The sequence below is a fragment of the Streptomyces sp. NPDC053431 genome (genome assembly GCF_044544925.1).
GTDB lineage: Bacteria > Actinomycetota > Actinomycetes > Streptomycetales > Streptomycetaceae > Streptomyces.
Genome location: NZ_JBITXX010000001.1, coordinates 1,053,483 through 1,076,049, shown reverse-complemented (window position 1 = coordinate 1,076,049; position 22,567 = coordinate 1,053,483). Strand labels below are relative to the sequence as shown.

21 protein-coding genes are annotated in these 22,567 nt (G+C 74.2%); 14 read left to right on the top strand and 7 right to left on the bottom strand.

Annotated elements, in window-relative coordinates; all coding sequences use genetic code 11:
* Positions 1 to 20: 20 nt before the first annotated feature.
* Positions 21 to 803 carry a 2-keto-4-pentenoate hydratase gene (locus ACIGXE_RS04770; RefSeq protein ID WP_399743010.1) on the bottom strand — a complete coding sequence of 261 codons (783 nt, stop codon included), beginning with the start codon at positions 801 to 803 and terminating at the stop codon, positions 21 to 23.
* Positions 804 to 1,041: 238 nt separating this feature from the next.
* On the opposite strand from ACIGXE_RS04770, the gene ACIGXE_RS04765 reads away from it, so the two are divergent.
* The gene (locus ACIGXE_RS04765; RefSeq protein ID WP_399743007.1) at positions 1,042 to 4,329 is read left to right on the top strand and encodes a trypsin-like peptidase domain-containing protein; all 3,288 of its coding nucleotides are present in this window, start codon (positions 1,042 to 1,044) and stop codon (positions 4,327 to 4,329) included.
* A 29-nt stretch (positions 4,330 to 4,358) separates the two neighbouring features.
* On the opposite strand, the gene ACIGXE_RS04760 is transcribed toward ACIGXE_RS04765, so the two are convergent.
* Together ACIGXE_RS04760 and ACIGXE_RS04755 are read right to left on the bottom strand one after the other, a co-directional pair.
* Entirely contained in the window at positions 4,359 to 5,234 is an 876-nt protein-coding gene (locus tag ACIGXE_RS04760; RefSeq protein WP_399743004.1) for an SDR family oxidoreductase, read from the bottom strand.
* Between the two features lie 11 nt (positions 5,235 to 5,245).
* A complete protein-coding gene (locus ACIGXE_RS04755) occupies positions 5,246 to 6,169 on the bottom strand; it encodes an SDR family oxidoreductase (protein WP_399743001.1) in 924 nt (307 codons plus the stop codon).
* Positions 6,170 to 6,233: 64 nt separating this feature from the next.
* Here ACIGXE_RS04755 and ACIGXE_RS04750 point away from each other — a divergent pair, with 64 nt between their 5' ends.
* The 10 genes from ACIGXE_RS04750 to ACIGXE_RS04705 all read left to right on the top strand — a co-directional run bounded on the left by ACIGXE_RS04750 (position 6,234) and on the right by ACIGXE_RS04705 (position 15,730).
* Entirely contained in the window at positions 6,234 to 6,998 is a 765-nt protein-coding gene (locus tag ACIGXE_RS04750) for an enoyl-CoA hydratase family protein (RefSeq protein ID WP_399742999.1), read from the top strand.
* Positions 6,995 to 7,870 (top strand): CoA transferase subunit A, encoded by an 876-nt coding sequence (locus ACIGXE_RS04745; RefSeq protein WP_399742997.1) that lies wholly within the window; start codon positions 6,995 to 6,997, stop codon positions 7,868 to 7,870. The genes ACIGXE_RS04750 and ACIGXE_RS04745 overlap by 4 nt, the downstream gene beginning before the upstream one ends.
* On the top strand, positions 7,867 to 8,589 hold the full coding sequence (locus ACIGXE_RS04740; protein WP_399742994.1) for a CoA-transferase subunit beta: 723 nt from the start codon (positions 7,867 to 7,869) through the stop codon (positions 8,587 to 8,589). The genes ACIGXE_RS04745 and ACIGXE_RS04740 overlap by 4 nt, the downstream gene beginning before the upstream one ends.
* 29 nt (positions 8,590 to 8,618) lie before the next feature.
* Positions 8,619 to 9,665: an NAD(P)H-dependent flavin oxidoreductase gene (locus ACIGXE_RS04735; protein WP_399743772.1), complete on the top strand. Its 1,047-nt coding sequence runs from the start codon at positions 8,619 to 8,621 to the stop codon at positions 9,663 to 9,665.
* An 11-nt stretch (positions 9,666 to 9,676) separates the two neighbouring features.
* A complete protein-coding gene (locus ACIGXE_RS04730; RefSeq protein WP_399742991.1) occupies positions 9,677 to 10,573 on the top strand; it encodes a tyrosine-protein phosphatase in 897 nt (298 codons plus the stop codon).
* A gap of 282 nt (positions 10,574 to 10,855) precedes the next feature.
* A complete protein-coding gene (locus ACIGXE_RS04725) occupies positions 10,856 to 12,115 on the top strand; it encodes a hypothetical protein (protein ID WP_399742988.1) in 1,260 nt (419 codons plus the stop codon).
* Between the two features lie 84 nt (positions 12,116 to 12,199).
* A complete protein-coding gene (locus ACIGXE_RS04720) occupies positions 12,200 to 13,465 on the top strand; it encodes a DUF4145 domain-containing protein (RefSeq protein ID WP_399742985.1) in 1,266 nt (421 codons plus the stop codon).
* Positions 13,462 to 14,319 (top strand): carbohydrate kinase family protein, encoded by an 858-nt coding sequence (locus tag ACIGXE_RS04715; protein ID WP_399742982.1) that lies wholly within the window; start codon positions 13,462 to 13,464, stop codon positions 14,317 to 14,319. The genes ACIGXE_RS04720 and ACIGXE_RS04715 overlap by 4 nt, the downstream gene beginning before the upstream one ends.
* A complete protein-coding gene (locus tag ACIGXE_RS04710) occupies positions 14,316 to 14,942 on the top strand; it encodes a 2'-5' RNA ligase family protein (RefSeq protein WP_399742979.1) in 627 nt (208 codons plus the stop codon). Before ACIGXE_RS04715 ends, ACIGXE_RS04710 begins: the two co-directional genes overlap by 4 nt.
* Positions 14,939 to 15,730 (top strand): inositol monophosphatase family protein, encoded by a 792-nt coding sequence (locus ACIGXE_RS04705; protein ID WP_399742976.1) that lies wholly within the window; start codon positions 14,939 to 14,941, stop codon positions 15,728 to 15,730. The genes ACIGXE_RS04710 and ACIGXE_RS04705 overlap by 4 nt, the downstream gene beginning before the upstream one ends.
* Before the next feature lie 42 nt (positions 15,731 to 15,772).
* Here ACIGXE_RS04705 and ACIGXE_RS04700 read toward each other — a convergent pair whose 3' ends face one another.
* The 4 genes from ACIGXE_RS04700 to ACIGXE_RS04685 are packed head-to-tail and all read right to left on the bottom strand — an operon-like array spanning position 15,773 to position 19,535.
* On the bottom strand, positions 15,773 to 16,930 hold the full coding sequence (locus ACIGXE_RS04700) for an acetyl-CoA C-acetyltransferase (RefSeq protein ID WP_399742973.1): 1,158 nt from the start codon (positions 16,928 to 16,930) through the stop codon (positions 15,773 to 15,775).
* A gap of 32 nt (positions 16,931 to 16,962) precedes the next feature.
* Positions 16,963 to 17,580: a TetR/AcrR family transcriptional regulator gene (locus tag ACIGXE_RS04695; protein ID WP_399742970.1), complete on the bottom strand. Its 618-nt coding sequence runs from the start codon at positions 17,578 to 17,580 to the stop codon at positions 16,963 to 16,965.
* Positions 17,581 to 17,595: 15 nt separating this feature from the next.
* The gene (locus ACIGXE_RS04690; protein WP_399742967.1) at positions 17,596 to 18,381 is read right to left on the bottom strand and encodes an SDR family oxidoreductase; all 786 of its coding nucleotides are present in this window, start codon (positions 18,379 to 18,381) and stop codon (positions 17,596 to 17,598) included.
* Complete coding sequence (locus ACIGXE_RS04685) at positions 18,378 to 19,535, bottom strand: acyl-CoA dehydrogenase family protein (protein ID WP_399742964.1); 1,158 nt, start codon at positions 19,533 to 19,535, stop codon at positions 18,378 to 18,380. Before ACIGXE_RS04685 ends, ACIGXE_RS04690 begins: the two co-directional genes overlap by 4 nt.
* Positions 19,536 to 19,582: 47 nt before the next feature.
* On the opposite strand from ACIGXE_RS04685, the gene ACIGXE_RS04680 reads away from it, so the two are divergent.
* From ACIGXE_RS04680 to ACIGXE_RS04670, 3 genes are read left to right on the top strand one after another with little or no spacing between them, the layout of a single operon-like run.
* Positions 19,583 to 20,422 (top strand): enoyl-CoA hydratase, encoded by an 840-nt coding sequence (locus ACIGXE_RS04680; protein ID WP_399742961.1) that lies wholly within the window; start codon positions 19,583 to 19,585, stop codon positions 20,420 to 20,422.
* Entirely contained in the window at positions 20,422 to 21,576 is a 1,155-nt protein-coding gene (locus ACIGXE_RS04675) for an acyl-CoA dehydrogenase family protein (RefSeq protein WP_399742958.1), read from the top strand. Before ACIGXE_RS04680 ends, ACIGXE_RS04675 begins: the two co-directional genes overlap by 1 nt.
* Positions 21,576 to 22,562, top strand: a complete 987-nt coding sequence (locus ACIGXE_RS04670; protein ID WP_399742955.1) for an acyl-CoA dehydrogenase family protein — start codon at positions 21,576 to 21,578, stop codon at positions 22,560 to 22,562. The genes ACIGXE_RS04675 and ACIGXE_RS04670 overlap by 1 nt, the downstream gene beginning before the upstream one ends.
* Positions 22,563 to 22,567 lie beyond the last annotated feature (5 nt).

Below are 22,567 nucleotides of genomic sequence, written 5' to 3'. Positions count from 1 at the left end.
CCTCGGGGTGGCGGCTGGGGTCAGCGGAAGGACAGGGACACGGAGCCGAGGCCGGCGAAGTCGGCGGTGTAGGTACGGCCGGGGGCCACGTCCACGGCCCGGGTGCAGGAGCCCGGCAGGACGAGGTGCCCGCGCCGCAGCCGGACCCCGAACCGGTCGACGGTCCTGGCGAGCCAGGCGACGGCGGCGGCCGGGTCGCCGAGCACGGCGTCGCTGCGGCCCTCCGCGACGACCGTCCCGTCCTCGCGGAGCCGGGCGTCGATCGCCGTCAGGTCGAGGCCGCGGGGGTCGGTGCCGGGGCCGGTGGCGAAGCCGGCGGAGGAGGCGTTGTCGGCGATCGTGTCGGCGATGCCGATGCGCCAGTCGGCGATCCTGCTGTCGATCAGCTCGACGGCGGGGACGACGAGTTCGGTGGCGTCGAGGACGTCGGCGGTGGTGCAGCCGGCGCCGGGGAGATCCGCGCCGAGGACGAAGCCGACCTCGACCTCGATGCGGGGCGCGCAGTAGGCGGCGGTGTCGACGGGGGTGCCGGGGTCCAGGCGCATGTCGTCGAGGAGGTGGCCGTAGTCGGGTTCGTCGACGCCCATCATGCGCTGCATCACCGGCGACGAGAGGCCGACCTTGTGCCCGACCACAGTGGCGCCGGCGGCGGTGCGGGCCCGGACGTTGAGGAGCTGGACGCGGTAGGCGTCGGCGGCACCGAGGTCCGGAAAGGTCTCGGTGAGGGGCGCGACGGGGGTTCGGGCGTGTTCGGCGGAGCGCAGCCGGTCGGCGGCCTGCCGCAGGAGCCGGTCGGTGAGCATGCGAGCTCCTTCCGGGGCGGTGACGAGTGCGCCGACCGTAGGCCGGGCGCGCGGCCGCCGGGGAGCGCCCGTTCCCACTGACCGGGAAAGAGCGCCGCCGCGTGCACTCTCCTGGTGCCCTGCGCACTCCTTCACGCCCCCACCAGCCACGATTACGTAGAGTAGTTGGTTGGGTACGTCTCGCCGTGCCCGCGACTCGACGGCTGCGGGACAGACCGACAACCCCTCAGGAGAGGCCATGTCGCACATCACCGGCACGGTGCAGACGCTGTCGCCCCCGGTCACCGTGGGGCCGGCGTCGGGTGCGCCGCCGACCTCGCCCGGCACCTGGGCCTTCGACTTCCCGTGGGTCCCCGCGCCGTCCGGCACCAAGCTGGTCGTCCTGCACTTCCGCGACGTGGCCCTGCCGGGCAACAACCGCCTGGAGGTCGACCTCGGCTACGGGAAGGACGTGTTCACGGCCGCCGACGGGCCCGTGTTCTGGACACGGCCGGTCAACGTGTACGCCTTCCCGGGCGGGCGGGTGCCGATCCGTTACGTCACGAGCGGGGCGCCCACCGGCGGCGCGACGCTCGACAGGTACGCGCGCGGGGAGCGGCACGCGGGCGAGCAGGACCCGACGGCCTTCTCCAACAGCGACCCGTTCCTGGGCGAGGCGGTCTACACGGAGCCGAAGTACGACCCGTTCTGGTTCTGCCGCACACCGCCGAACTGGGAGAACGCGGCGTGCGCGACGCCCGCCTCGGACGTGCGCGCCCGGGTCGCGAAGAGCGTCGGCATGATCGTGGCGGCCCACGGCGACTCCTTCTCGACCTGCTCGGTGACCCTCGTCGAGCCGAACGTGGTGCTGACCGCCGGACACTGCCTGGAGGACGTCGCGGGCGAGGCCGCCTCGGCCTCGGTCACCTTCGACTACGCGACGGACTGCTCGGGCGCCCGTCCCGCCGGGTACGCGGCCCGCTTCCACAAGGTCGTCAAGGTGCTCCGGCACCGGTACGACGCGGGCGGGGACTACTGCCTGCTGCAGCTGGAGGTGCCCGCCGCGGGGCTCGGCATCACCCCGGTCCCGATCAGGCCGGACCTGCCCGCGGCCGGCGAGGCCGTGTTCGGGATCCACCATCCCAACGGGGCGGTGAAGAAGCTGTCGCCTCCGCACGCCTCGTTCGGCAGCCTGCTGTCCAGCTCGACGACCGCCCTCGACACCGACTTCGACGTGTCGGGCGGCAGTTCCGGCTCCGGGCTCTTCGACACCTCGGGCCGGGTCGTCGGGGTGCTGTCCAACGGCAGCCGGTGCCGGCTGCACTACTACCCGACGGCGAGCATGCTCCGCGACCTCGCCGACGTGCCGGGGCCCGCGGTCGGCAAGGACGTCATGATCGTTCTCGACCGCTCCGGCAGCATGCAGGACAAGGCGGGCACCGGCCGTGACCGCACCAAGATCGAGGAGGCCCGGGACGCGGCCTCGCTGTTCGTGCGCCTGGTGCGCGCGGGCGGCGGCAACAGGCTCGGTCTGGTGTCCTTCTCCACCTCGGCGAGCTCGCCCGTGGACTTCGCCCTGGCACCGGTGACCGACGCCGCCAAGACGACCCTGGTCGGCCCGCCGCCGTTCGCCGGCGGAGTCGTCGGCGGCCTCGTGCCCGGCGGCATGACGACGCTCGGCGGCGGACTCGGCGCCGCCCGCGGCCAGTTCCCGGCGCCCGGCGCCAACCCGCGCGCGATCCTGCTGCTCACCGACGGCCTGCAGAACACGCCGCCGATGGTGGCGGACGTCGAGGCCTCCCTCGCCGGCATCGACGTCAACGCGGTGGGCTTCGGCACCGAGACCAGCCTCGACGGAGCGCTGCTCACCCGGCTCACCCAGGACCACAACGGGCTGTACACCCGGGCCGGGAACGGGCTCGCGCTGAAGAAGTTCTTCGGCCTCGCCTTCGGGAACATCTTCGAGTCGGGAGCGCTGCTCGACCCCGAGTTCGACATGCCGGCGGCCGTCCGGCGCGGCGACCCGCTCCCGTTCCACGTGTGCGGGGAGGAGTCCCTGACCGTCGTGGTCGGCTGGGACAACCCGGACGGGACGCTGAGGATCTCGCTGGTGACCCCGAGCGGCGCCTCCGTCTCCACCTCCGCCGCGGGGGTCGTCTCCGAGAGCGGCGGCACCTGGACCTTCCTGCGCGTGCCGCTGCCGCAGGGCGAGAGCCGGGACGGCCAATGGCGGGTGCAGGTGTTCCGGCCGGGCGGCGGCGAGATCCCGCCGCCCGGGGTGGACCTGCGGTACTTCGTCCAGGTGGTGGCCTCCGGCGGGCCGCGGCTCGACCGGATGCCGGGCCCCTCCCGCGTCTACACGGGCGACGTGGTCAACCCCCTGGTGCTGCTCCACTACGCGCAGGGCGGCAGCCCGCACGGCCCCCGCGTCGACCTGACGCTCACCCGGCCGGCCGCCGGCGCGGGCAACCTGCTCACCCAGGCGGGCCTCGGCGCCCCCGTCACGGTCGGCGGCGACACGATCCCGGCCCGGCAGGCGACGTTGCGGGCGTTGGAGAAGGCAGCCGGCAGGCCCCTGTTCGGCTACACGGACGAGACCTTCCCGCTCTTCAACGACCCGGCGCACACGGAGGGCGCGTTCGAGCCCGGCGGCCTGTTCGGCAACCCGCTGACGGACGCGCTGACGGTGGAGGGCAACCACACCTTCCACGCCCGGGCCGTGTACGGGGAGGGCTGCTACTCCAGCCGCGAGACGCAGTGGACGGTGCACGTCGACGTCTCCGTGGACCCCGGCCGGACGTCCGTCACCGTCGCCGGCGGACCGGACGGCGGCACGCTCACGTTCGTGCCGCGCGACCGGTACGGCAACCACGTCGGCCCCGGCCGGTCCGACCTGCTCCCGGTCGGCGGCGCGGCCGGGACCACGGTCACCGGCCCGGTGAAGGACAACGGCGACGGCAGCTACACCGTGCCGGTCACGTGGGTTCCGGGCGCTCCGGGCGCCCCCGGCATCGTCGTCTCGCAGCCCGGCCGCCCGCCGGTGGTCGTGCCCGGCGCGCCCGTGCCGCCGGGGGGTGAACCGTGCGACCCATGCGGCCCGTGCGACCCGTGCGACCCGTGCGGCGAGCGGAGCCTCGCGGGCCTGCTCCGGATCCTGTGCCGTTGCCTGAGCCACCCACCGCACGGCCCCTGCGGCCCGTGCGGCCCCCACCGGCCCGACGCACCGGGCCCGTGCGGCCCGCACCACCCCGACCACCCGGACCACCCGCACGACCCGGGACGCCAGGGCCCGGGCCACCCGGACCACCAGGACCGCCCGGACCACCCGCATGGCTCGGGCCCGCAGGACCCGGGCCACCCGGATCACCCGGATCACCCGGATCACCCGCATGGCTCGGGCTCCCACCACCCGGAGCACCCGGACCGTACGGAGCACCCTGACCGCACGGACCGCACGGACCGCACGGACCGCACGGACCGCTCCGAGGGTGGCGGCCTGCTCGGGGGCGAGGGAGGGGGAGGCTGCTGCGGCGGGCGCACGGACTGAAGCGGGGGGCGGGCGACGCCCCGGCCGGGCTACGCGCCGTACACCGGCTGGGGCGGCTCCGAGTCCGCGAGGAGCTTCAGGGCCGCCTCCCCCGCCTCGGCCGGCGTCCAGCGGGCGCCCTTGTCCGCCGTCGGGCCGGGGCGCCAGCCCTCCATGACGGTGAGCCGGCCGCCCTCGGCCTCGAAGACCCGCCCGGTCACCCCGGCGGAGGCGGCCGAGCCCAGCCAGACCACCAGCGGGGAGACGTCCTCGGGGAGCGCGGCGAGCCCCGCGAAGGTCTGCTCGGTCATCCGGGTCCGCGCGGCCGGGGCGATGGCGTTGACCTGCACGCCGTAGCGCCCCATCTCGGCCGCCGCGACGAGGGTCAGCCCGACGATCCCGGCCTTGGCCGCCGCGTAGTTGCCCTGGCCGACGCTGCCGAGGAGGCCCGCGCCGGAGGTGGTGTTGACGACGCGGGCGGTCACCGGGCGGCCCGCCTTGGCCTCGGCGCGCCAGTGCGCGGCGGCGTGCCGGAGCGGCAGGAAGTGGCCCTTCACATGGACCCGCATGACGGCGTCGAAGTCCTCCTCGCCGAGGTTGACGAGCATCCGGTCGCGCAGGAAGCCCGCGTTGTTGACCAGGGTGTCGAGCCGGCCGAAGGTGTCGAGGGCGGTCCGTACGAGGGAGGCGGCGCCCTCCTCGGTGGCGATGTCCCCGCCGTGGGCGACGGCGGCGCCGCCGGCCGCCCGGATCTCCTCGACGACCTGGGCCGCCGGGCTGTCGGGGCCGGGGCGGCCGTCGAGGCCGACGCCGAGGTCGTTGACGACGACCTCGGCGCCCTCGGCGGCGAAGGCCAGCGCGTGGGCGCGGCCGAGGCCGCGGCCGGCGCCCGTCACGACGACCACTCGTTCGTCGCACAGTCCCATGTCAGCTCTCCTCAGCTTTCCTTGTTGACGGTTGCGGCGTCCAGGAAGGCGGGGCGTTCCCCGCCGCCGTGGACCAGGAGCGAGGCTCCGGAGACGTAGCCGGCCCGGTCGGAGGCGAGGAAGACCGCGGCCTCGCCGACGTCGGACGGTTCGGCGAGCCGGCCGAGCGGCACCGTGCGGCCGACGGCGGCGACGCCCTCGGCGTCGCCGTAGTGCAGGTGGGACAGCTCGGTCCTGACCATGCCGAGGACCAGGGTGTTGACCCGGACCTCGGGCGCCCACTCGACGGCCATGGAGCGGGCCAGGTTCTCCAGGCCGGCCTTCGCGGCGCCGTAGGCGGCGGTGCCCGGGGAGGGGCGGGTGCCGCTGACGCTGCCGATCATGACGATCGAGCCGCGGGCGGCACGCAGCCACTCGTACGCGGCGAGGGAGGCGATCAGCGGGGCGGTGAGGTTCAACTCGACCACGCGGGCGTGCCGTTCGGCCGCTCTCGCGGCACGTCCGGCCCACCGCCCGGCACCCTCGGCGTCACCTCCGGCCCCTCCGGCCCCTCCGCCCCGTCCGTCCCCTTCGCCCCGTCCGTCCTCGCCGCCCCCTCCGGCCCCTCCGCCCCCTCCGGCTCCTCCGGCCCCTCCGGCCCCTCCGTCGCCCTCGCCCAGCAGCCGGTACGGCGTGCCGCCCGCGTTGTTGACGAGCGTGTCGAGCCGCCCGTAGCGCTCGGCGACCCGGGCGAAGAACGCGCTCACGTCCTCGGATCTCCGCAGGTCGACCGCCTCGAACACGGCCTCGCTGCCCCCCTCGGCGACCGGTTCGTCGGGGGGTCTGCGGGCGCAGACCACGACCTCGGCCCCGGCCCGCAGGAAGGCCCGGGCGATGCCCGCGCCGACTCCGCGGGTTCCACCGGTGACGACGGCGACCCTCCCGTCCAGCTCCATCGGCTGCTACCTTCCTCCCAGCGTCACCTAACAAACGTTTGGTGGAAAGGTAGCTGATCCGCTCATGGGTGTCTCCACCTCCCGCCCCGACAAGGGCGTCGCACTGGTCACCGTCGACTTCCCACCCGTCAACGCCCTTCCTGTGCGGGGCTGGTACGAGCTGGCCGACGCCGTGCGCACGGCCGGCCGCGACCCCGAGGTCCGCTGTGTCGTCCTCGCCGCCGAGGGCCGCGGCTTCAACGCGGGCGTCGACATCAAGGAACTCCAGCGCGACCCCGGCCACGGCTCGCTCATCGGCGTCAACCACGGCTGCGCGGAGGCCTTCGCGGCGGTGTACGACTGCGAGGTGCCGGTGGTCGCGGCGGTCGGCGGCTTCTGCCTGGGCGGGGGCATCGGGCTCGTCGGCAACGCGGACGCGATCGTGGCCGCCGAGGACGCCGTCTTCGGCCTGCCCGAGCTCGACCGGGGCGCGCTCGGCGCCGCGACCCACCTCGCCCGGCTCGTCCCCCAGCACCTCATGCGCGCCCTCTACTTCACCTCGCGCACCGCCACCGCCCACGAACTGCACGCCCACGGCTCGGTGTGGAAGGTGGTCGCGCGCGAGGAGCTCCGCGCCGCCGCACTGGAGCTCGCGGGCGAGATCGCGGCCAAGGACGGCACCCTCATCCGGCTCGCCAAGGCGGCCATCAACGGCATCGACCCGGTCGACGTGCGCCGCAGCTACCGCTTCGAGCAGGGCTTCACCTTCGAGGCCGGTCTCGGCGGCGTCGCCGACCGGGTCCGCGACACCTTCGGCGCCGAGGCCGCCGGGAAGGAGCGGCGGGCATGACCGACAAGACCATGACCCCCGAGGACGTGGTGGGCCGACTGCGCTCCGGCATGACGATCGGGATCGGCGGCTGGGGCTCCCGGCGCAAGCCGATGGCGCTGGTCAGGGCGCTGCTCCGGTCCGAGATCACCGATCTCACGGTGATCTCCTACGGCGGCCCCGACGTCGGCCTGCTGGCCGCCGCCGGCCGGATCCGCCGGCTCGTCGCACCCTTCGCCACCCTGGACTCCATCCCCCTCGAACCGCACTTCCGGGCGGCCCGCGAGCGCGGCGCCTTCGCCCTCACCGAGCTCGACGAGGCGATGTTCATGTGGGGCCTGCACGCCGCCGCCAACCGGCTGCCGTTCCTGCCCGTCCGGGCCGGCCTCGGCTCCGACGTCATGCGGGTCAATCCGGAGCTGCGCACGGTCACCTCCCCGTACGAGGACGGCGAGGAGTTCGTCGCCGTGCCCGCCCTGCGCATGGACGCCGCCCTCGTCCACCTCAACCGCGCCGACCGGCTCGGCAACGGGCAGTACCTCGGCCCCGACCCGTACTTCGACGACCTCTTCTGCGAGGCCGCCGACGCCGCTTACGTCTCCTGCGAACGACTCGTCGACGGCACCGACGGCGGCGACGGCTTCGGCCCGGACACCGTCCCGCAGACCCTCCTCGTCTCCCGGCACAGCGTCACCGGCGTCGTCGAGACCCCGAACGGGGCGCACTTCACCTCCTGCGTCCCCGACCACGACCGCGACGAGCCCTTCCAGAAGCTCTACGCGACCACCCCCTGGCCCGAGTTCGCCGCGCGCTTCCTGTCCGGCAAGAGCGAGGACGACTACCAGGACGCCGTGCGGGCCTGGCACGACGAGCGGACGGAGGAGCGGAAGTGACCACCGACGGGATCACCCGGGCCGAGTACTGCGTGGTGGCCTGCGCCGAGGCCTGGCGCGACAACGGCGAGGTCCTGGCCAGCCCCATGGGCCTGATCCCCGGCTTCGGCGCCCGCCTGGCCAAGCGCACCTTCTCCCCCGACCTGCTGCTCACCGACGGCGAGGCGCTGCTCGTCGGCCTCGACGGGCGGCCCGAGGGATGGCTGCCGTACCGAAGGCACCTGACCATGGTCACCGGCGGCAAGCGGCACGTCATGATGGGCGCCAGCCAGATCGACCGGTACGGCAACCAGAACATCTCCTGCATCGGCGACTGGCGGCGGCCCGCCCGCCAGCTCCTGGGAGTGCGCGGCGCGCCGGTCAACACGCTCAACAACCCGGTGAGTTACTGGGTGCCCAAGCACTCGCCCCGGGTCTTCGTGGAGCGGGTCGACATGATCAGCGGGGTCGGCTACGACCACGCCGTCGGCCCGTACCACCGCCTCCCCCGGGTCGTGACCGACCTCGCCGTCCTCGACTTCGCGACTCCCGACCACGCGATGCGCCTCGCCTCCGTGCACCCGGGCGTCACCGTCGACGACGTACGGGCCGCCACCGGCTTCGAGCTCGTGATCGACGGCGAGGTGCCCACCACCCGGCGGCCCACCGCCGAGGAACTGCGGCTCATCCGCGAGGTCGTCGACCCCCGGGGGCTCCGCGACCGCGAGGTCAGGGCATGACGGGGGCCCCGGTGCCGCGGATCCCCGCCATGGAGACCGCGCTCACGAAGCTCGTCGGCGTCGCGCACCCGATCGTGCAGACCGGCATGGGCTGGGTGGCCGGGCCCCGGCTCGTCTCGGCCACCGCGAACGCGGGCGCCCTCGGCGTCCTCGCCTCCGCCACCATGACCGTGGACCAGCTGCGCTCCGCCGTCCGGGAGGTGCGGTCCCGCACCGACCGCCCCTTCGGCGTGAACCTGCGGGCCGACGCGGGCGACGCCCGCGAGCGGGTGAGGATCATCGTCGACGAGGGCGTCCGAGTCGCCTCCTTCGCCCTCGCGCCCTCCCGCGAGCTGATCGCCGAGCTGAAGGACGCCGGCGTCGTCGTCATCCCCTCCGTCGGGGCGCGCCGGCACGCCGAGAAGGTCGCCGCCTGGGGCGCCGACGCGGTGGTCGTGCAGGGCGGCGAGGGCGGCGGGCACACCGGCGAGGTGGCGACGACCGTCCTGCTGCCGCAGGTGGTCGACGCCGTCGACATCCCGGTGATCGCGGCCGGCGGCTTCCACGACGGGCGCGGTCTGGTCGCCGCGCTGGCCTACGGGGCGGCGGGCGTCGCGATGGGCACCCGCTTCCTGCTCACCTCCGACTCGACCGTCCCCGACGCCGTCAAGGCGAAGTACCTGGCGGCGACGGTCAGGGACGTCACCGTCACGACCGCCGTCGACGGGCTGCCGCACCGGATGCTGCGCACCGAGATGGTCGCCGCGCTGGAGAGGGCCGGCCGGGTCAGCGGGCTGGCGCAGGCCGTGCGCCGGGCCGCCGGCTTCCGGAGGCTCTCCGGCCTGTCCTGGGCGGCGATGGTCCGCGACGGTCTCGCGATGCGCCACGGCAAGGACCTGTCCTGGAGCCAGGTCCTGCTCGCCGCCAACACCCCGATGCTCCTGAAGGCTTCCATGGTCGAGGGCCGCACCGACCTCGGCGTCATGGCCTCCGGACAGGTCGCGGGGGTGATCGAGGACCTGCCCAGCTGCGAGGAACTCGTCGCCCGGATCATGTCCGAGGCCGCGCACGTGCTCCGTACCCTTCCATCCACGTAGGGAGTCAGCCCATGTCTCTGTCGAGACGCGCACTGCTGAGCACCGCCGGCGCCACCGCTCTGCTGGCGGTCGCCGCCCCACCCGTCCTGGCCGGGCCACGCGTCCGCACCGCGGAAGCCCTCCGGCAGATCCCGCTGCAGGGCGCGGTCAACGTCCGTGACCTGGGCGGGTACCTCACGTACGACGGAGCCCGGGTCCGCCACGGCCTGGCCTACCGCGGCGACCACCTGGCCAAGCTGACGGACGCCGACCTGACGACGCTCGGCGGGCTCGGCCTCGCCCGCGCGATCGACTTCCGGATCCCGCTGGAGGTGCGGTCCGACGGCGCGGACCGGCTGCCGGCCGGGGTCCTGCCGGTCTCCCGGACGGTCACCGACAACGGCCTGTACGGGACGCTGCTCGCCGCGATCGGCTCGCGCGACCCGGTCAGGCAGGAGCAGATGCTGGGCGGCGGCCGGGCGGCGGCCTTCATGACCGAGGTGTACCGCACCTTCGTCACGGACGCGGCCAACCGGCAGCAGTTCGGCACCACCCTGCGCGAACTCGCCACGCCGGGCACGGGTCCCACGCTCTTCCACTGCACCTCGGGCAAGGACCGTACGGGCTGGGCGAGCTGGCTGCTGCTCACCCTCGTCGGCGTGCCGGAAGGCTCGGCCACCGGGGACTACCTGGCGTCCAACACCTTCCGGGCCGCGTACGACGCCCGGGTGCGGGAGGGCCTGAAGCAGGCCGGGCTGATGCAGAACCCGGACCTGATCATCCCGCTCCAGGAGGTGCGCCAGGAGTACCTGGACGCGGCCCTCGCCGAGGTCCGCACCGGCTACGGCAGCCTCTACCGCTACGTCACCGACGGCCTCGGCCTGGACCTGCGGACCCTGGCGGGACTCCGGGAGCGGCTCGTCGGCTGACCGCGCCCGAGCGCCGGCGGCCCGCCGTCCCGGGCCGCCGTCCCGGCCCGCCGTCGAGGCCGCCGCCGGGACCGCCGTACGGGCCGCCGTCGGACCGCCGTCGGACCGCCGTCCGGGCACGCCGTACGAGCCGCCGCCGGGACCGTCGCGGGACCGCGTCCGGGCCGCCCACCCTCTCCTGCGGCCCTGTCCCCGCATCCCAACGCATCGCCCCCGAACTGTGGTTACTCTTTCTGCGCCCCCCGAAGCCCTCGTCCATGAGCCTCTGGAGAGTCGCCGCCGTTGAGTACCGATCTCAGCACCGCAACCGGAGTCCGGCAGTCCGTCACGGTCGTCTTCCCCGTACGGCTGCCGGCCGCGCCCCCGTGGGAGACCGGCCCGCTGCCGCTCCGGCTCGGCGCCCGCACGACCGACGCGGCGACGCGGCAGACGTACTTCACCCCCGCGGCCGCCCGCGCGCTGTACGGCACTCCCGAGCGTCCCTGCCGCTGGCACACGTTCGCCTCGGTCGCGCACGGCGATCTCACGCTGCAGGCGATGGAGATCCTGCACACCGCCACCGCGCAGCATCCGCAGCACGCCCTGGCCGTCCTGCACTTCGAGGTGAAGGGCCCGTCGCTGCTGACGACCCTGCGGGCCATCGGGCACCGGCCCACGGCCGGTCCCGATCCGCTCGACGGCCCGCTCGACCCGGCCGTGCTGCTCGCCGGCATCGCGGTCCCGATGACCGCCGCGGGCCCCTTCGCGATAGCGCGCCCTTACACCGTCGCCTTCTTCACCCCGCGCCCCGAGCACACGAGCGCGGTGCGGGTCGACGGGCGTCTGCCGGCCTCCGCCGACGGCTGGCTGTGGTCGCTCGCGTCCCGCTCCGCCGACGCGGACTTCCCGTCCGCGCCGGAGCAGTTCCCCGTGCAGACCGCCGACACGGTGCGCGTCTCGGCGGACTGGAGCGCGCTGGTGCTGCGGCACGGCGCGGCGTTCCTGGGTCATCGTCCCGACACGGGCGACGGGGACTTCTACGAGTTCGCGGCGCTCCACTGCCGGACCGTGTACCTGGACGCGATCCTGCTCGGCACCATCCAGCGCGACCACATCGACGAGCTCACCGAGGGTCTGTCGAACGTCTTCGAGGGCCGGCGGCTGGCCCGCCGGGTCACCGCCCTGGAACGCCACATCGCCGCCTTCCGCAGCACGTACTGGCGGCAGCACCTGACCGCGCACGGCCCCGCGAACGAGCTGCTCCTCGCCTTCCAGGCGCAGTACCGGCTCTCCGACCGGTTCGCGGAGATCCTCGCCGAGGCCGCCGACTACAGCCGGCTCGTGCAGACGCAGGACAACCAGCAGATCGCGGGCGCGCTGGGCGTGCTGACGATCCTCGGCCTGCCGCTCAGCACGGCCCTGGGCGTGCTGCAGGTCCTCGGCGACGACAGCCCGGCGCACCTGCTGATCGGTCTCGGCGCGGCCCTGGTGGCCACCGTCGGCGCCTTCGCCACCCGCTACGGCCGCATCGTCCTGGCCTCGCTGAGCGGGGACCGGCGGTAGCCGGACGAGGCGGAGAAGTGCCTGGCGGGGCGCCCGCCGGCCCTGGTAGCTTCCGCGAAAAACAGTGAAGAGGACACGGACGACGTGACGTTGAACGAGGGGGAGCCGATCCGGTTGTACCGGAAGGCTTTGCGTTACGCCGAGGCGGACCCGGAGGTCTTCCTCAGCACTGCACGAAGGGCGGCGGAGTCGATCCTGTTGGATATCGCCATGCAGCAAGCCGTCGGCTCCAAGCCGACCCTGGAGTCCTTATTGACGACCCTCACGGCGAAGGGCCTGGTCCCGCCGAAGGTCGTGCTCGCCGTGCGGACCATCCAGAACTACGGCAACTTCGGCAGCCACGCGCAGGACACCGCGGGCGAGGAGATCTCCGCCGAGGACATCCAGCCGTGCCTCAACGCGCTGACCCAGCTGGCGGTCTGGTACGGCAGGACCACCGCGTCGCTGGCGGAGGACGAGGCCCAGCACGAGCTGTCCGCGCTCCAGCACCGGACGGGGACGACCCGCCTCGCCGACTCCACGCTGATCGTGGTGAAGGCGGTGCTGCTGGGCTGTGGCTTCGACGAACTCCTCGGCCGGCGCCGCCACCGCGTCGTGCAGGTGCAGATGCCCTGGTCGGACAGCCTGATCACCGACGTCGCACGGGGCCTGCTGGACCTCGCCGTCTACAACGAGCAGCGGCTGCTGCGCATGAGGGAGACGGACGAGGAGGTCGCCTCCCAGGTCGTCACCATCGGCAACGTCGGCTACTCCATGGGCGGCCGCAACTTCTACCTCCTGGCCGCCCGGGACGGGCGCTGGGGGCGCACCACGGCCGAGGAGTTCCTGCGGGACCCCGCCGGGGCGACGATCGCGGTGCCGAAGCACAGCGACATGTTCGACAACATCCTGCGGGCGTTCTCGACGGACGAGGAAGGGCTGGCCGAGCGGGGGGTGCGCATCCTCGACGTGCCGCACCACCTGGGCCTGGAGCTGTTCCACCTCAACGGGGACGTGCTGGCGGTCGGGGGGCAGAACCTGCGGATGCACGCCCGGGAGGACGACGCGTACTTCGAGCTGCTGAACTCCGAGATGCTGCCCGCGGACGCCCAGGCGCAGCTGCGCTCCGCGGCCTCGAACGTGCTGTTCGCCAACCGCGCCTGGCTGGAGGAGCTCAAGGTGTCCCCCGAGCGCCTGCACCAGGAGTTCATGCGGTCCTTCCACGACCTGAGTTCGGACGAGGCGCGGTTCGAGGAACTGGTCCGCGACCTGGTCACGCACGCCTCGTTCCCGCTGCAGAGCACCGCGGAGAGCAGGGAACGGCTGGTACGGCACGTCCTGTTCGAGAGCTACCGGCTGGGGCGCCCGTGACCCGGCCCCGTCGTGTCCTCGTGGCCGGGGGCACCAACTTCGACATCATCGTGCGGGCCGGGCGGCTGCCCGAGGAGCACGAGAAGCTGCGCGGCGGCGAGTACAGCGCCCAGCCGGGCGGCTCCGCCGCCAACACGGCGCTCGGGCTGGCCCGGCAGGGCTGCGAGGTGCGGCTGGTGTCGGCCGTGGGCGACGACCTGCTGGGCCGGGTGTGCCTCGACGACCTGCGGGCGGGCGGGGTCGGCACCGGGCTGATCCGCGTCCAGCCCGGCGCGCGGACGGGCATGGCGATCGTCCTCGCCGCCGACGGGGGCAAGCGGATGATGACCTTCCGCGGGGCCGACCGTGACGCGGCGATCGCCGCGGTCACCGCGGACGACGTCCGCGAGGTGGACCACGTCCACGTCGTCGGGGAGCCCCGGCCGTCCCTGGCCCGGCTGGTGTCGCTCGCGCGGGAGGCGGGCCGCTCCGTCTCCGTGGAGTGGAACGGCCGGGACATGGGGGCCTCCCTCGGGCGGGGGGCGCTGAACCTCATGAACGCGGACGAGGCCGCCCGGCTGCCGGACGCGGTGCCCGGCGACCCCGAGGGCACGGCCCGCCGGTACGCCGCTTCGCTGGCCGGTCATGTGATCCTGACCCTGGGGCCGAAGGGCGCGCTGTGGGCGTCGCCGGACGGCACGGTCGTCACCGAACCCACCGTGGCGGTCGATCCGGTGGACCGGACCGGGGGCGGCGACGCGTTCGACGCGGGTTTCCTCGCGGCCTGGTTGAGCGGGGAGGCCCCGGCGTCCTGCCTGCGCCGTGGCCTCGACGCCGCACTGCACGTGATCACGAAGATTGGAGCTCAGCCGTGACGAGATGGCTCGGCATCGCCCTGCTGCCCAGCGCGGAACACCGCACCGCCGCGATTCGCCTCCAGCGGGAGGTGGGCGGCGACCACGAGTTGCGCCCGCCGCTGAGCCCGGACGGCAATCTGCCCCATGTCACGGTGTTCCAGGGGCCGTTCCTCGACTCCCTCGACCCGGCGGCGGAGCTCGACCGGATCGTCGCCGGCGCGGACGCGCCGGAGCGGATCGCCCTGGCCTCGCGGGGCGTCGTGTACCAGCCCACCGGCTGGGTGTTCCTCGCGCTGGAGCGGCCCCCGCTGCTGGAGAAGATCCAGCAGTCGACGCTGGCGGCGCTGGCGCCGCATCTGGACCGGTCGGCGTTCGACCCGTCCAAGGACGTCTCTCGCTTCACGGAGGACGAGCGGGAGAGCTTCGAGCGGTACGGGTACCGCTACACCGGCCCCGCGTACGCGCCCCACATCACCCTGGGGCGCGCGGAGGAGGCGGTGGCCCAGGAGCTGGTCCGGTCGGCGCCCGAGCGGGTGGACGTGCCGGGGACCTGGGTCTTCGACCGCTTCAGCTGCTACGTGATGGGCGAGAACGGAGCCCATGCGGAGATCGTGGAGGAGAGGACGCTGAGCCCGCGGTGACGCCGGACCGCGAACTCCTCGCCGTGGCGGGCGAGGCCGTCGATCTGGGGGCGCGGTGGCTGGCCGGGGCGGACGCGGCCTGGGCCCGCACCCGGCACAAGCCCTCGGGCGAGGAGGTCACCGACGCCGACGTGGAGATCGAGCGCCGGATCGCGGAGTTCCTGCGCCGCCGGACCCCGGGCGTCCCGGTCGTCGGCGAGGAGGGCTTCGCCGGCGGCCCGTTGCCGGACCGGTGCTGGCTGCTCGACCCCGTCGACGGGACGATGAACTTCACCCGCGGCGCGCCGCTGTACGGCATCTCGCTGGCGTACGCGGAGGACGGGGTACCGCGGCTCGGGGTGGTCGACGCCCCGGCGCTGGGCCGCCGCTGGACCGCCGGTGGCGGGTCCGCGGACGGCCGGGCCGCCGAGGCGCCCGAGGCCGTACGGGAGCTTTCCCGCGCGGTCGTCGGGCTGACCGGCACGGGCGCGGGCGATCCGCGGGCTCGGGCCCTGCTGGCGCTGCTGTACGACGAGGCCTACCGGCTGCGGCTGCAGGGCTCGATGAGCCTGGACCTGGTCGGTGTCGCCGAGGGCTGGATCGACGCGTGCCTGTGCATCGGTCCCAAGCCCTGGGACGTGGCGGCGGGGGTCCCGCTGGTCCGGGACCGCGGTCTGGCGGTCCTCGGCGGGGACGGGGCGGACTACGGCTTCGGCTCCCCGGTGCTCGCCGCGGGGAGCCATGCCGTGGCACGGGAGCTGCTCGCCCGATGGGACGAGGCCGGCCGGGGCCTCACCGCCGTTCGCTGACCGGCCCCGCCGCGGACGGTCTCCGGTCGCGGTCGTCGCCGGTCACAGCCGTTCGATGATCGTCACGTTCGCCTGCCCGCCGCCCTCGCACATCGTCTGCAGCCCGTAGCGGCCGCCGGTGCGCTCCAGTTCGTGCAGCAGGGTCGTCATCAGCTTCACGCCGGTCGCGCCGAGGGGGTGGCCGAGGGCGATGGCGCCGCCGTTGACGTTGACGCGGTCCGGGTCGGCGCCGGTCTCCTTGAGCCAGGCGAGGACGACCGGGGCGAAGGCCTCGTTGATCTCGACGAGGTCGATGTCGTCGATGGTCATCCCGGTCTTCTTCAGGGCGTGCGCGGTCGCCGGTATCGGCGCGGACAGCATCCGGATCGGGTCCTCGCCGCGCACCGACAGGTGGTGGACGCGGGCCCGGGGGGTGAGCCCGTGCTCGCGCACCGCGCGCTCGCTGGCGATCAGCATCGCGGCGGCGCCGTCCGAGACCTGGGAGGAGCAGGCGGCGGTGATGGTGCCGCCCTCGACGACGGGCTGGAGGCCGGCCATCTTCTCCAGGCTGGTGTCGCGGCGCGGGCCCTCGTCGACGGCGACGTCGCCGTAGGGGACGGTCTCGCGCGTGAAGCGGCCCTCGTCGATGGCGCGGAGGGCCCGCCGGTGCGAGCGGAGCGCGAACTCCTCCTGGTCGCGCCGGGTGATGCCCCATTTGGCGGCGATGAGCTCGGCGCCGTGGAACTGGTTGACCGGCGCGTCCCCGTACCGGGCCCGCCAGCCCTCGGATCCGGCGTACGGGCCCTGGGTGAGGCCGAGCGGTTCGGCGGCCTGCCGGGAGGCGAAGGCGATGGGGATCATGGTCATGTTCTGGGTGCCGCCGGCGACGACCAGGTCCTGGGTGCCGGAGAGCACGCCCTGGGCGGCGAAGTGGACCGCCTGCTGGGAGGAGCCGCACTGGCGGTCGACGGTGACGCCGGGGACCTCCTCGGGCAGTCCGGCCGCGAGCCAGCAGGTACGGGCGATGTCGCCGGCCTGCGGCCCGACGGTGTCGAGGCAGCCGAAGACGACGTCCTCGACCGCCGCGGGGTCGACGCCGGTCCGCTCGACGAGCGCCTTCAGGACATGGGCGCCGAGGTCCGCCGGATGGACGGCGCCGAGTCCGCCCTTGCGGCGGCCCACCGGGGTGCGGACCGCTTCGACGATGTAGGCCTCGGCCATGACGACTCCTCCTGTGTGTCGGTGCGAGCTGGCTAGGGAACGCGTACGGCGATCCCGTCGAGCACCATCGACAGGTACTGACGGGCGATCTCCTCGGGGCTGTGCTGTCCGCCGGGGCGGTACCAGGACGCGGCGACCCAGACGGTGTCGCGCACGAACCGGTAGGTGAGCCGGATGTCGAGGTCGGCGCGGAAGGCGCCGGACCCCACTCCGCGCTCCAGGGTGCCGAGCCAGGCCTTCTCGAACTTGACCTGGGAGTCGGCGAGGTAGTGGAAGCGGGGCTGGTCGGCGAGGTGACGGGCCTCCTTCTGGTAGATCGCGACGGCGGCGCGGTGCCGGTCGATCTCCCGGAAGGACTCGGTGACGAGGGCCTCGATGGTCTCCCTGGGGCCGAGCCCGGCGGCGAGCACGGCGTCGTAGCCGTCCCACAGCTCGTTCAGGAAGGTGGAGAGGATCTCGTCGAGCATCGATTCCTTGGAATCGAAGTGGTAGTAGAGGCTGCCGGCGAGCATGCCCGCCTCGTCCGCGATCTTGCGGACGGTGGTGGCGTTGTAGCCCTGCGCGGCGAAGACCTCGGCCGCCGTGTCGAGGAGTTCCCTGCGCCTCTCGGGAGAGGCGGTCACCTGCGTCTTCTTCTTGGTCGTTGGCACGCTTCCATTCTGGTCCTAGGGATGCTGGCTGCTGACCGAGACCGTCTCCCCGGTCATGTACGAGGAGTAGCCGCTGGCCAGGAAGACGATGACGTTGGCGACCTCCCACGGCTCGGCGTACCGCCCGAAGGCCTCGCGCGCGGTCAGCTCCTCCAGGAGCTCGGCGGAGGTGACCTTGACCAGGTGGGGGTGCATGGCGAGGGAGGGGGCGACGGCGTTCACGCGGACGCCGTAGGCGGCGGCCTCGATCGCGGCGCAGCGGGTCAGGGCCATCACTCCGGCCTTGGCGGCGGCGTAGTGGGCCTGTCCGGCCTGGGCGCGCCAGCCGACGACGGAGGCGTTGTTGACGACGACGCCGGTGGTCCCGCTGTCCCGGAAGTGACGGAGGGCGGCGCGGGTGCAGCGGAAGGTGCCGTTGAGGGTGACGTCGAGGACGCGGTTCCACTGCTCGTCGGTCATGTCGGCGAGCTCGGCGGTGCCGCCGAGCCCGGCGTTGTGGACGAGGACGTCGAGGCCGCCGTGGAGCCGGATCGCGGTGTCGTGGAGGGCCCGGACCTGGCCCTCGTCGGTGACGTCGCAGGGCTGGGCGGCGACCTTGTCGGCGCCGAACTCGGCGGCGAGCGCCTCCTCGGTCTCCTTGAGGCGGCGGGCGTGGGCGTCGCTGACGAGGACCCTGGCCCCCTCCTCCAGGAGCCGGCGGGCGGTGGCGCCGCCGATGCCGGCGCCGGCGGCGGCGGTGACGACGGCGGTGCGGCCGGCGAGCAGGCCGTGCCCGGGCACGTACGGCGGTGCGGTGCTCATGCGCGGGGCTCCTTCGGGAGGCCGAGCACCCGCTCGGCGATGATGTTCCGCTGGATCTCGCTGGACCCGGCGTAGATGGTGTCGGCGCGGGAGAAGAGGAACAGGCGCTGCCAGTCGTCGAGTTCGTACGGCTCGCCGGCGGCGAGGGTGCCGGCGGCGCCGCGGATGTCCATGGCGAGCTCGCCGAGGTCGCGGTGCCAGTGGGACCAGTAGAGCTTGGCCATGGAGGGTTCGGCGCCGGCCAGGGCGTTGGCGCGCAGGGTGCGCAGGCCGATCCAGGCGCGGACGAGCCGGTCGCGGATGAGCGGGTCGGCGGCGGCGCCGTTGGCCCGGGCGAGGGCGACGAGGGCTTCCAGCTCGCGGCGGAAGCCGACCTGCTGGCCGAGGGTGGAGACACCGCGCTCGTAGCCGAGGGTGGCCATGGCGACGCGCCAGCCGTCGCCGGGGGCGCCGACGACATGGCTCGCCGGGGTGCGGGCGCCGTCGAAGAAGACCTCGTTGAACTCGCTGGTGCCGGTGAGCTGCACGATGGGCCGGATCTCGACGCCGGGCTGGTCGAGCGGGACGAGCAGGTAGGAGAGTCCGGCGTGCGGACGGGCGCCGGGCGCCCGGGGCTCGGTGCGGGCGATGACGAAGCACCACTGGGACTCGTGGGCGAGTGAGGTCCAGATCTTCTGGCCGTGCACGACCCACTCGTCGCCCTCGCGGACGGCGCGGGTGCGGACGGCGGCCAGGTCGGACCCGGCCTCGGGCTCGCTGTAGCCCTGGCACCAGAGCTCGTCGACGGCCCGGATGGCGGGCAGGAAGCGGGCCTTCTGCTCCTCGGTGCCGTGGTCGATGAGGGTGGGACCGAGGAGCTGTTCCCCGATGTGGTTGACCCGGGCGGGGGCGTCGGCGAGGGCGTACTCCTCGTGGAAGGCGATCCGCTCCTCGATGCTCGCGCCGCGCCCGCCGTACTCCTCGGGCCAGCCGACGCAGGTCCAACCGTGGGCGGCCATGTGCCGTTCCCAGGCGAGCCGTTCGGCGAAGGCCTCGTGCTCGCGGCCCGGTCCGCCCAGGCCCTTCAGCCCGGCGAACTCCCCGTCCAGGCGGACCGTGAGCCAGTCGCGTATCTCGGTGCGGAACTCCTCGACGCTGCTCATGGCGCTGCTCATGGGCTGCACGGTAACCTACCAAACACTTGTTAGGGAAGGATGAGACATTGTCCGACGATCCCGTCCTGTACGAGCGGCGCGGTCCGGTCGCGTACGTGACGATGAACCGCCCCCGCTACCGCAACGCCCAGAACTCGGGGATGACGTACGCCCTGGACGCCGCCTTCTACCGGGCCGCCGAGGACCCGGAGGTGAGGGTCGTGGTGCTCGCCGGGGCGGGCGAGCACTTCTCCGCGGGGCACGACATCGGCACCCCCGAACGCGATGCGCACCTGCCCTTCGAACGCCGGGCCGGCCTGTGGTGGGACCACTCGGAGCGGCGGGGCGCCGAGTCGCGCTTCGCCCGCGAGTCGGAGGTCTACCTGGGCATGTGCCGGCGCTGGCGCGAACTCCCGAAGCCGGTGCTCGCCTCGGTCCAGGGGGCCTGCGTGGCCGGCGGGTTGATGCTCGCCTGGGTCTGCGACCTGATCGTGGCGAGCGAGGACGCCTTCTTCGCGGACCCGGTGGTCCGGATGGGCATCCCGGGCGTCGAGTACTTCGCGCACCCGTGGGTGCTGCCCCCGCGGATCGCCAAGGAGTTCCTCTACACGGGCGACCGGATGCCGGCCGCCCGCGCGTACGAGCTGGGCATGGTCAACCGGCTCGTGCCCCGGCACGAACTGGCGCGGGAGACGGACCGGCTGGCCCTGCGCATCGCCGAGATGCCGCAGTTCGGACTCGCCCTGACCAAGCGGGCGGTGAACCAGGCCGAGGACCTCCAGGGCCTGCACTCCGGCCTGGACTCCGTCTTCGGCCTGCACCACCTCGCCCACGCGCACAACGCCGAGACGGCGGCGGACCCGCTCGGCGGGATGGACGTCACGTCGATGAAGGAGGCGGTGCGCTGATGGATCTGACCCCTTCCGCGGCGGAGGAGGAGTTCCGGGCCGAGGCCCGCGCCTGGCTGCGCGCCCACGTGCCGGCCGAGCCGCTGCCCTCCCTGGAGACCGAGAAGGGCTTCGCCGCCCACCGCGCCTGGGAGGCCGAACTCGCCGCCGACCGCTGGTCGGTGGTGTCCTGGCCCGAGCCGTACGGCGGCCGGGGCGTCGACATCTTCCGCTGGCTGGTCTTCGAGGAGGAGTACTACGCGGCCGGGGCGCCCGGCCGGGTCTCGCAGAACGGCATCAACCTGCTGGCCCCCACCCTCTTCGACCACGCCACCGAGGAGCAGCGGGCCCGCGTCCTGCCGTCGATGGCGACCGGCGAGACGATCTGGGCGCAGGCCTGGTCCGAGCCGGAGGCCGGCTCCGACCTCGCCTCGCTCACCTCGCGGGCCGTGCGCACCGAGGGCGGCTGGCTGCTGTCCGGGCAGAAGACCTGGTCCTCGCGGGCGGCCTTCGCCGACCGGGCCTTCGGCATCTTCCGCACCGACCCGGCCCCGGCGGCGGAGGGGCGGCCGCACCGGGGCCTGACGTACCTGATGTTCGACCTCCGCGCACCCGGCGTGACCGTCCGGCCCGTCGGGCGGCTGGACGGGAAGCCGGCCTTCGCCGAGCTGTTCCTCGACGAGGTCTTCGTGCCGGACGAGGACGTCATCGGCGAGCCCGGGCAGGGCTGGCGGATCGCCATGTCCACCACCGGCAACGAGCGGGGGCTCACCCTCCGCTCCCCCGGCCGCTTCCTGGCCGCCGCCGACCGCCTCGTACGGCAGTGGCGGGAGCACGCGGACCCGTCGGACACGGCGCTGCGCGACCGGGTGGCCGACGCGGTGACCGGGGCGCGCGCCTACCAGCTGTTCACGGCCGCCGGGGCCGCCCGCTTCGCGGCCGGGGAGACCGTGGGGGCCGAGTCCAGCCTCAACAAGGTGTTCTGGTCGACGTACGACATCGCGCTGCACGAGACGGCGCTCGACCTGCTCGGCGCCGACGGCGAGCTGGCCGACACCGAATGGGCCGAGGGCCATGTCTTCTCGCTCGCCGGGCCGATCTACGCGGGCACCAACGAGATCCAGCGCGACATCATCGCCGAGCGTCTGCTCGGCCTCCCGAAGGGCCGCCGCTGATGCGTTTCCTGCCCACCGACGAGCAACGCGCCTTCGCGCGCTCCCTGGACGCCATGCTGACCGCCGCCGGCACCCCGGCGGCGGCACGGGCGTGGGCCGCGGGCGACCCCGGCCCCGGGCGCGCCCTGTGGACCCGGCTCGGGGAGGCCGGGGTGTTCGCGCTCGCGGCCCCCGAGGCGTACCAGGGGGTGGGCCCGCTGCCCGTCGAACTCGCCCACGCCTTCGTCGAGTCGGGCCGCCATGCCGTCCCCGGCCCCCTGGTGGAGACGGTGGCGGCGACGGCCCTGCTCTCCGAGCTGGCCGCCCGCGGCGAGACCGCGCCGGCCGAACGCTTCCTGCCGGGCATGGTCGCGGGCGTGACGCCGGCGACCCTGGCGCTGGCCGAGGTCTCCCCGTACGCCCTGGACGCCGACACCGCCGACCTCGTGTTCGCCGTCGAGGGCGAGGAGCTGCGCCTGGCCCCCGGGCACGGGGAGGTGCGCGGGTCCGCCGACCCGGCTCGCCGGCTGGCCCGCCCGGCCCTGGGCGGGGAGCTCCTGGCGGCCGGCCCGGCCGTGACCGCCGCCGCACGGGTGGCCCGGCACTGGGCCCTCCTCGCGACCGCCGCGCAGGCGCTCGGCGTGGGGCGCGCGCTCCTCGACCGGACGGTGGCGTACGCCAGGCAGCGCACGCAGTTCGGCGCGCCGATCGGCTCCTTCCAGGCGGTCAAGCACCGCCTCGCGGACACGCTGATCGGCCTGGAGTTCGCCCGGCCCCTGCTCTTCGGAGCGGCGCTCACCCTCGAGAGCGGCGATCTCGCGGCCGCCAAGGTCACCGCCGGCGAGGCGGCCCACGCGGCGGCGGCCACCGCCCTGCAGATCCACGGTGCCGTCGGCTACACCGAGGAACTGGACCTCTCGCTCTGGCTCCGCAAGGCCCGCCCGCTGCGCGACGCCTGGGGCAGCCCGTCCTGGTGCCGGGCGCGGGTGCTCGACCCGACGGGGTGAGCCCG

Bases quoted from the DNA above. Each gene is read 5' to 3' on its own strand.
- ACIGXE_RS04735 (WP_399743772.1), top strand. From the start codon at position 8,619: ATGGAGACCGCGCTCACGAAGCTCGTCGGCGTCGCGCACCCGATCGTG.
- ACIGXE_RS04675 (WP_399742958.1), top strand. From the start codon at position 20,422: ATGGATCTGACCCCTTCCGCGGCGGAGGAGGAGTTCCGGGCCGAGGCC.
- ACIGXE_RS04670 (WP_399742955.1), top strand. From the start codon at position 21,576: ATGCGTTTCCTGCCCACCGACGAGCAACGCGCCTTCGCGCGCTCCCTG.
- ACIGXE_RS04770 (WP_399743010.1), bottom strand. From the start codon at position 803: ATGCTCACCGACCGGCTCCTGCGGCAGGCCGCCGACCGGCTGCGCTCC.
- ACIGXE_RS04750 (WP_399742999.1), top strand. From the start codon at position 6,234: ATGGGTGTCTCCACCTCCCGCCCCGACAAGGGCGTCGCACTGGTCACC.
- ACIGXE_RS04685 (WP_399742964.1), bottom strand. From the start codon at position 19,535: ATGAGCAGCGCCATGAGCAGCGTCGAGGAGTTCCGCACCGAGATACGC.
- ACIGXE_RS04690 (WP_399742967.1), bottom strand. From the start codon at position 18,381: ATGAGCACCGCACCGCCGTACGTGCCCGGGCACGGCCTGCTCGCCGGC.
- ACIGXE_RS04745 (WP_399742997.1), top strand. From the start codon at position 6,995: ATGACCGACAAGACCATGACCCCCGAGGACGTGGTGGGCCGACTGCGC.
- ACIGXE_RS04760 (WP_399743004.1), bottom strand. From the start codon at position 5,234: ATGGGACTGTGCGACGAACGAGTGGTCGTCGTGACGGGCGCCGGCCGC.
- ACIGXE_RS04730 (WP_399742991.1), top strand. From the start codon at position 9,677: ATGTCTCTGTCGAGACGCGCACTGCTGAGCACCGCCGGCGCCACCGCT.
- ACIGXE_RS04700 (WP_399742973.1), bottom strand. From the start codon at position 16,930: ATGGCCGAGGCCTACATCGTCGAAGCGGTCCGCACCCCGGTGGGCCGC.
- ACIGXE_RS04765 (WP_399743007.1), top strand. From the start codon at position 1,042: ATGTCGCACATCACCGGCACGGTGCAGACGCTGTCGCCCCCGGTCACC.
- ACIGXE_RS04755 (WP_399743001.1), bottom strand. From the start codon at position 6,169: ATGGAGCTGGACGGGAGGGTCGCCGTCGTCACCGGTGGAACCCGCGGA.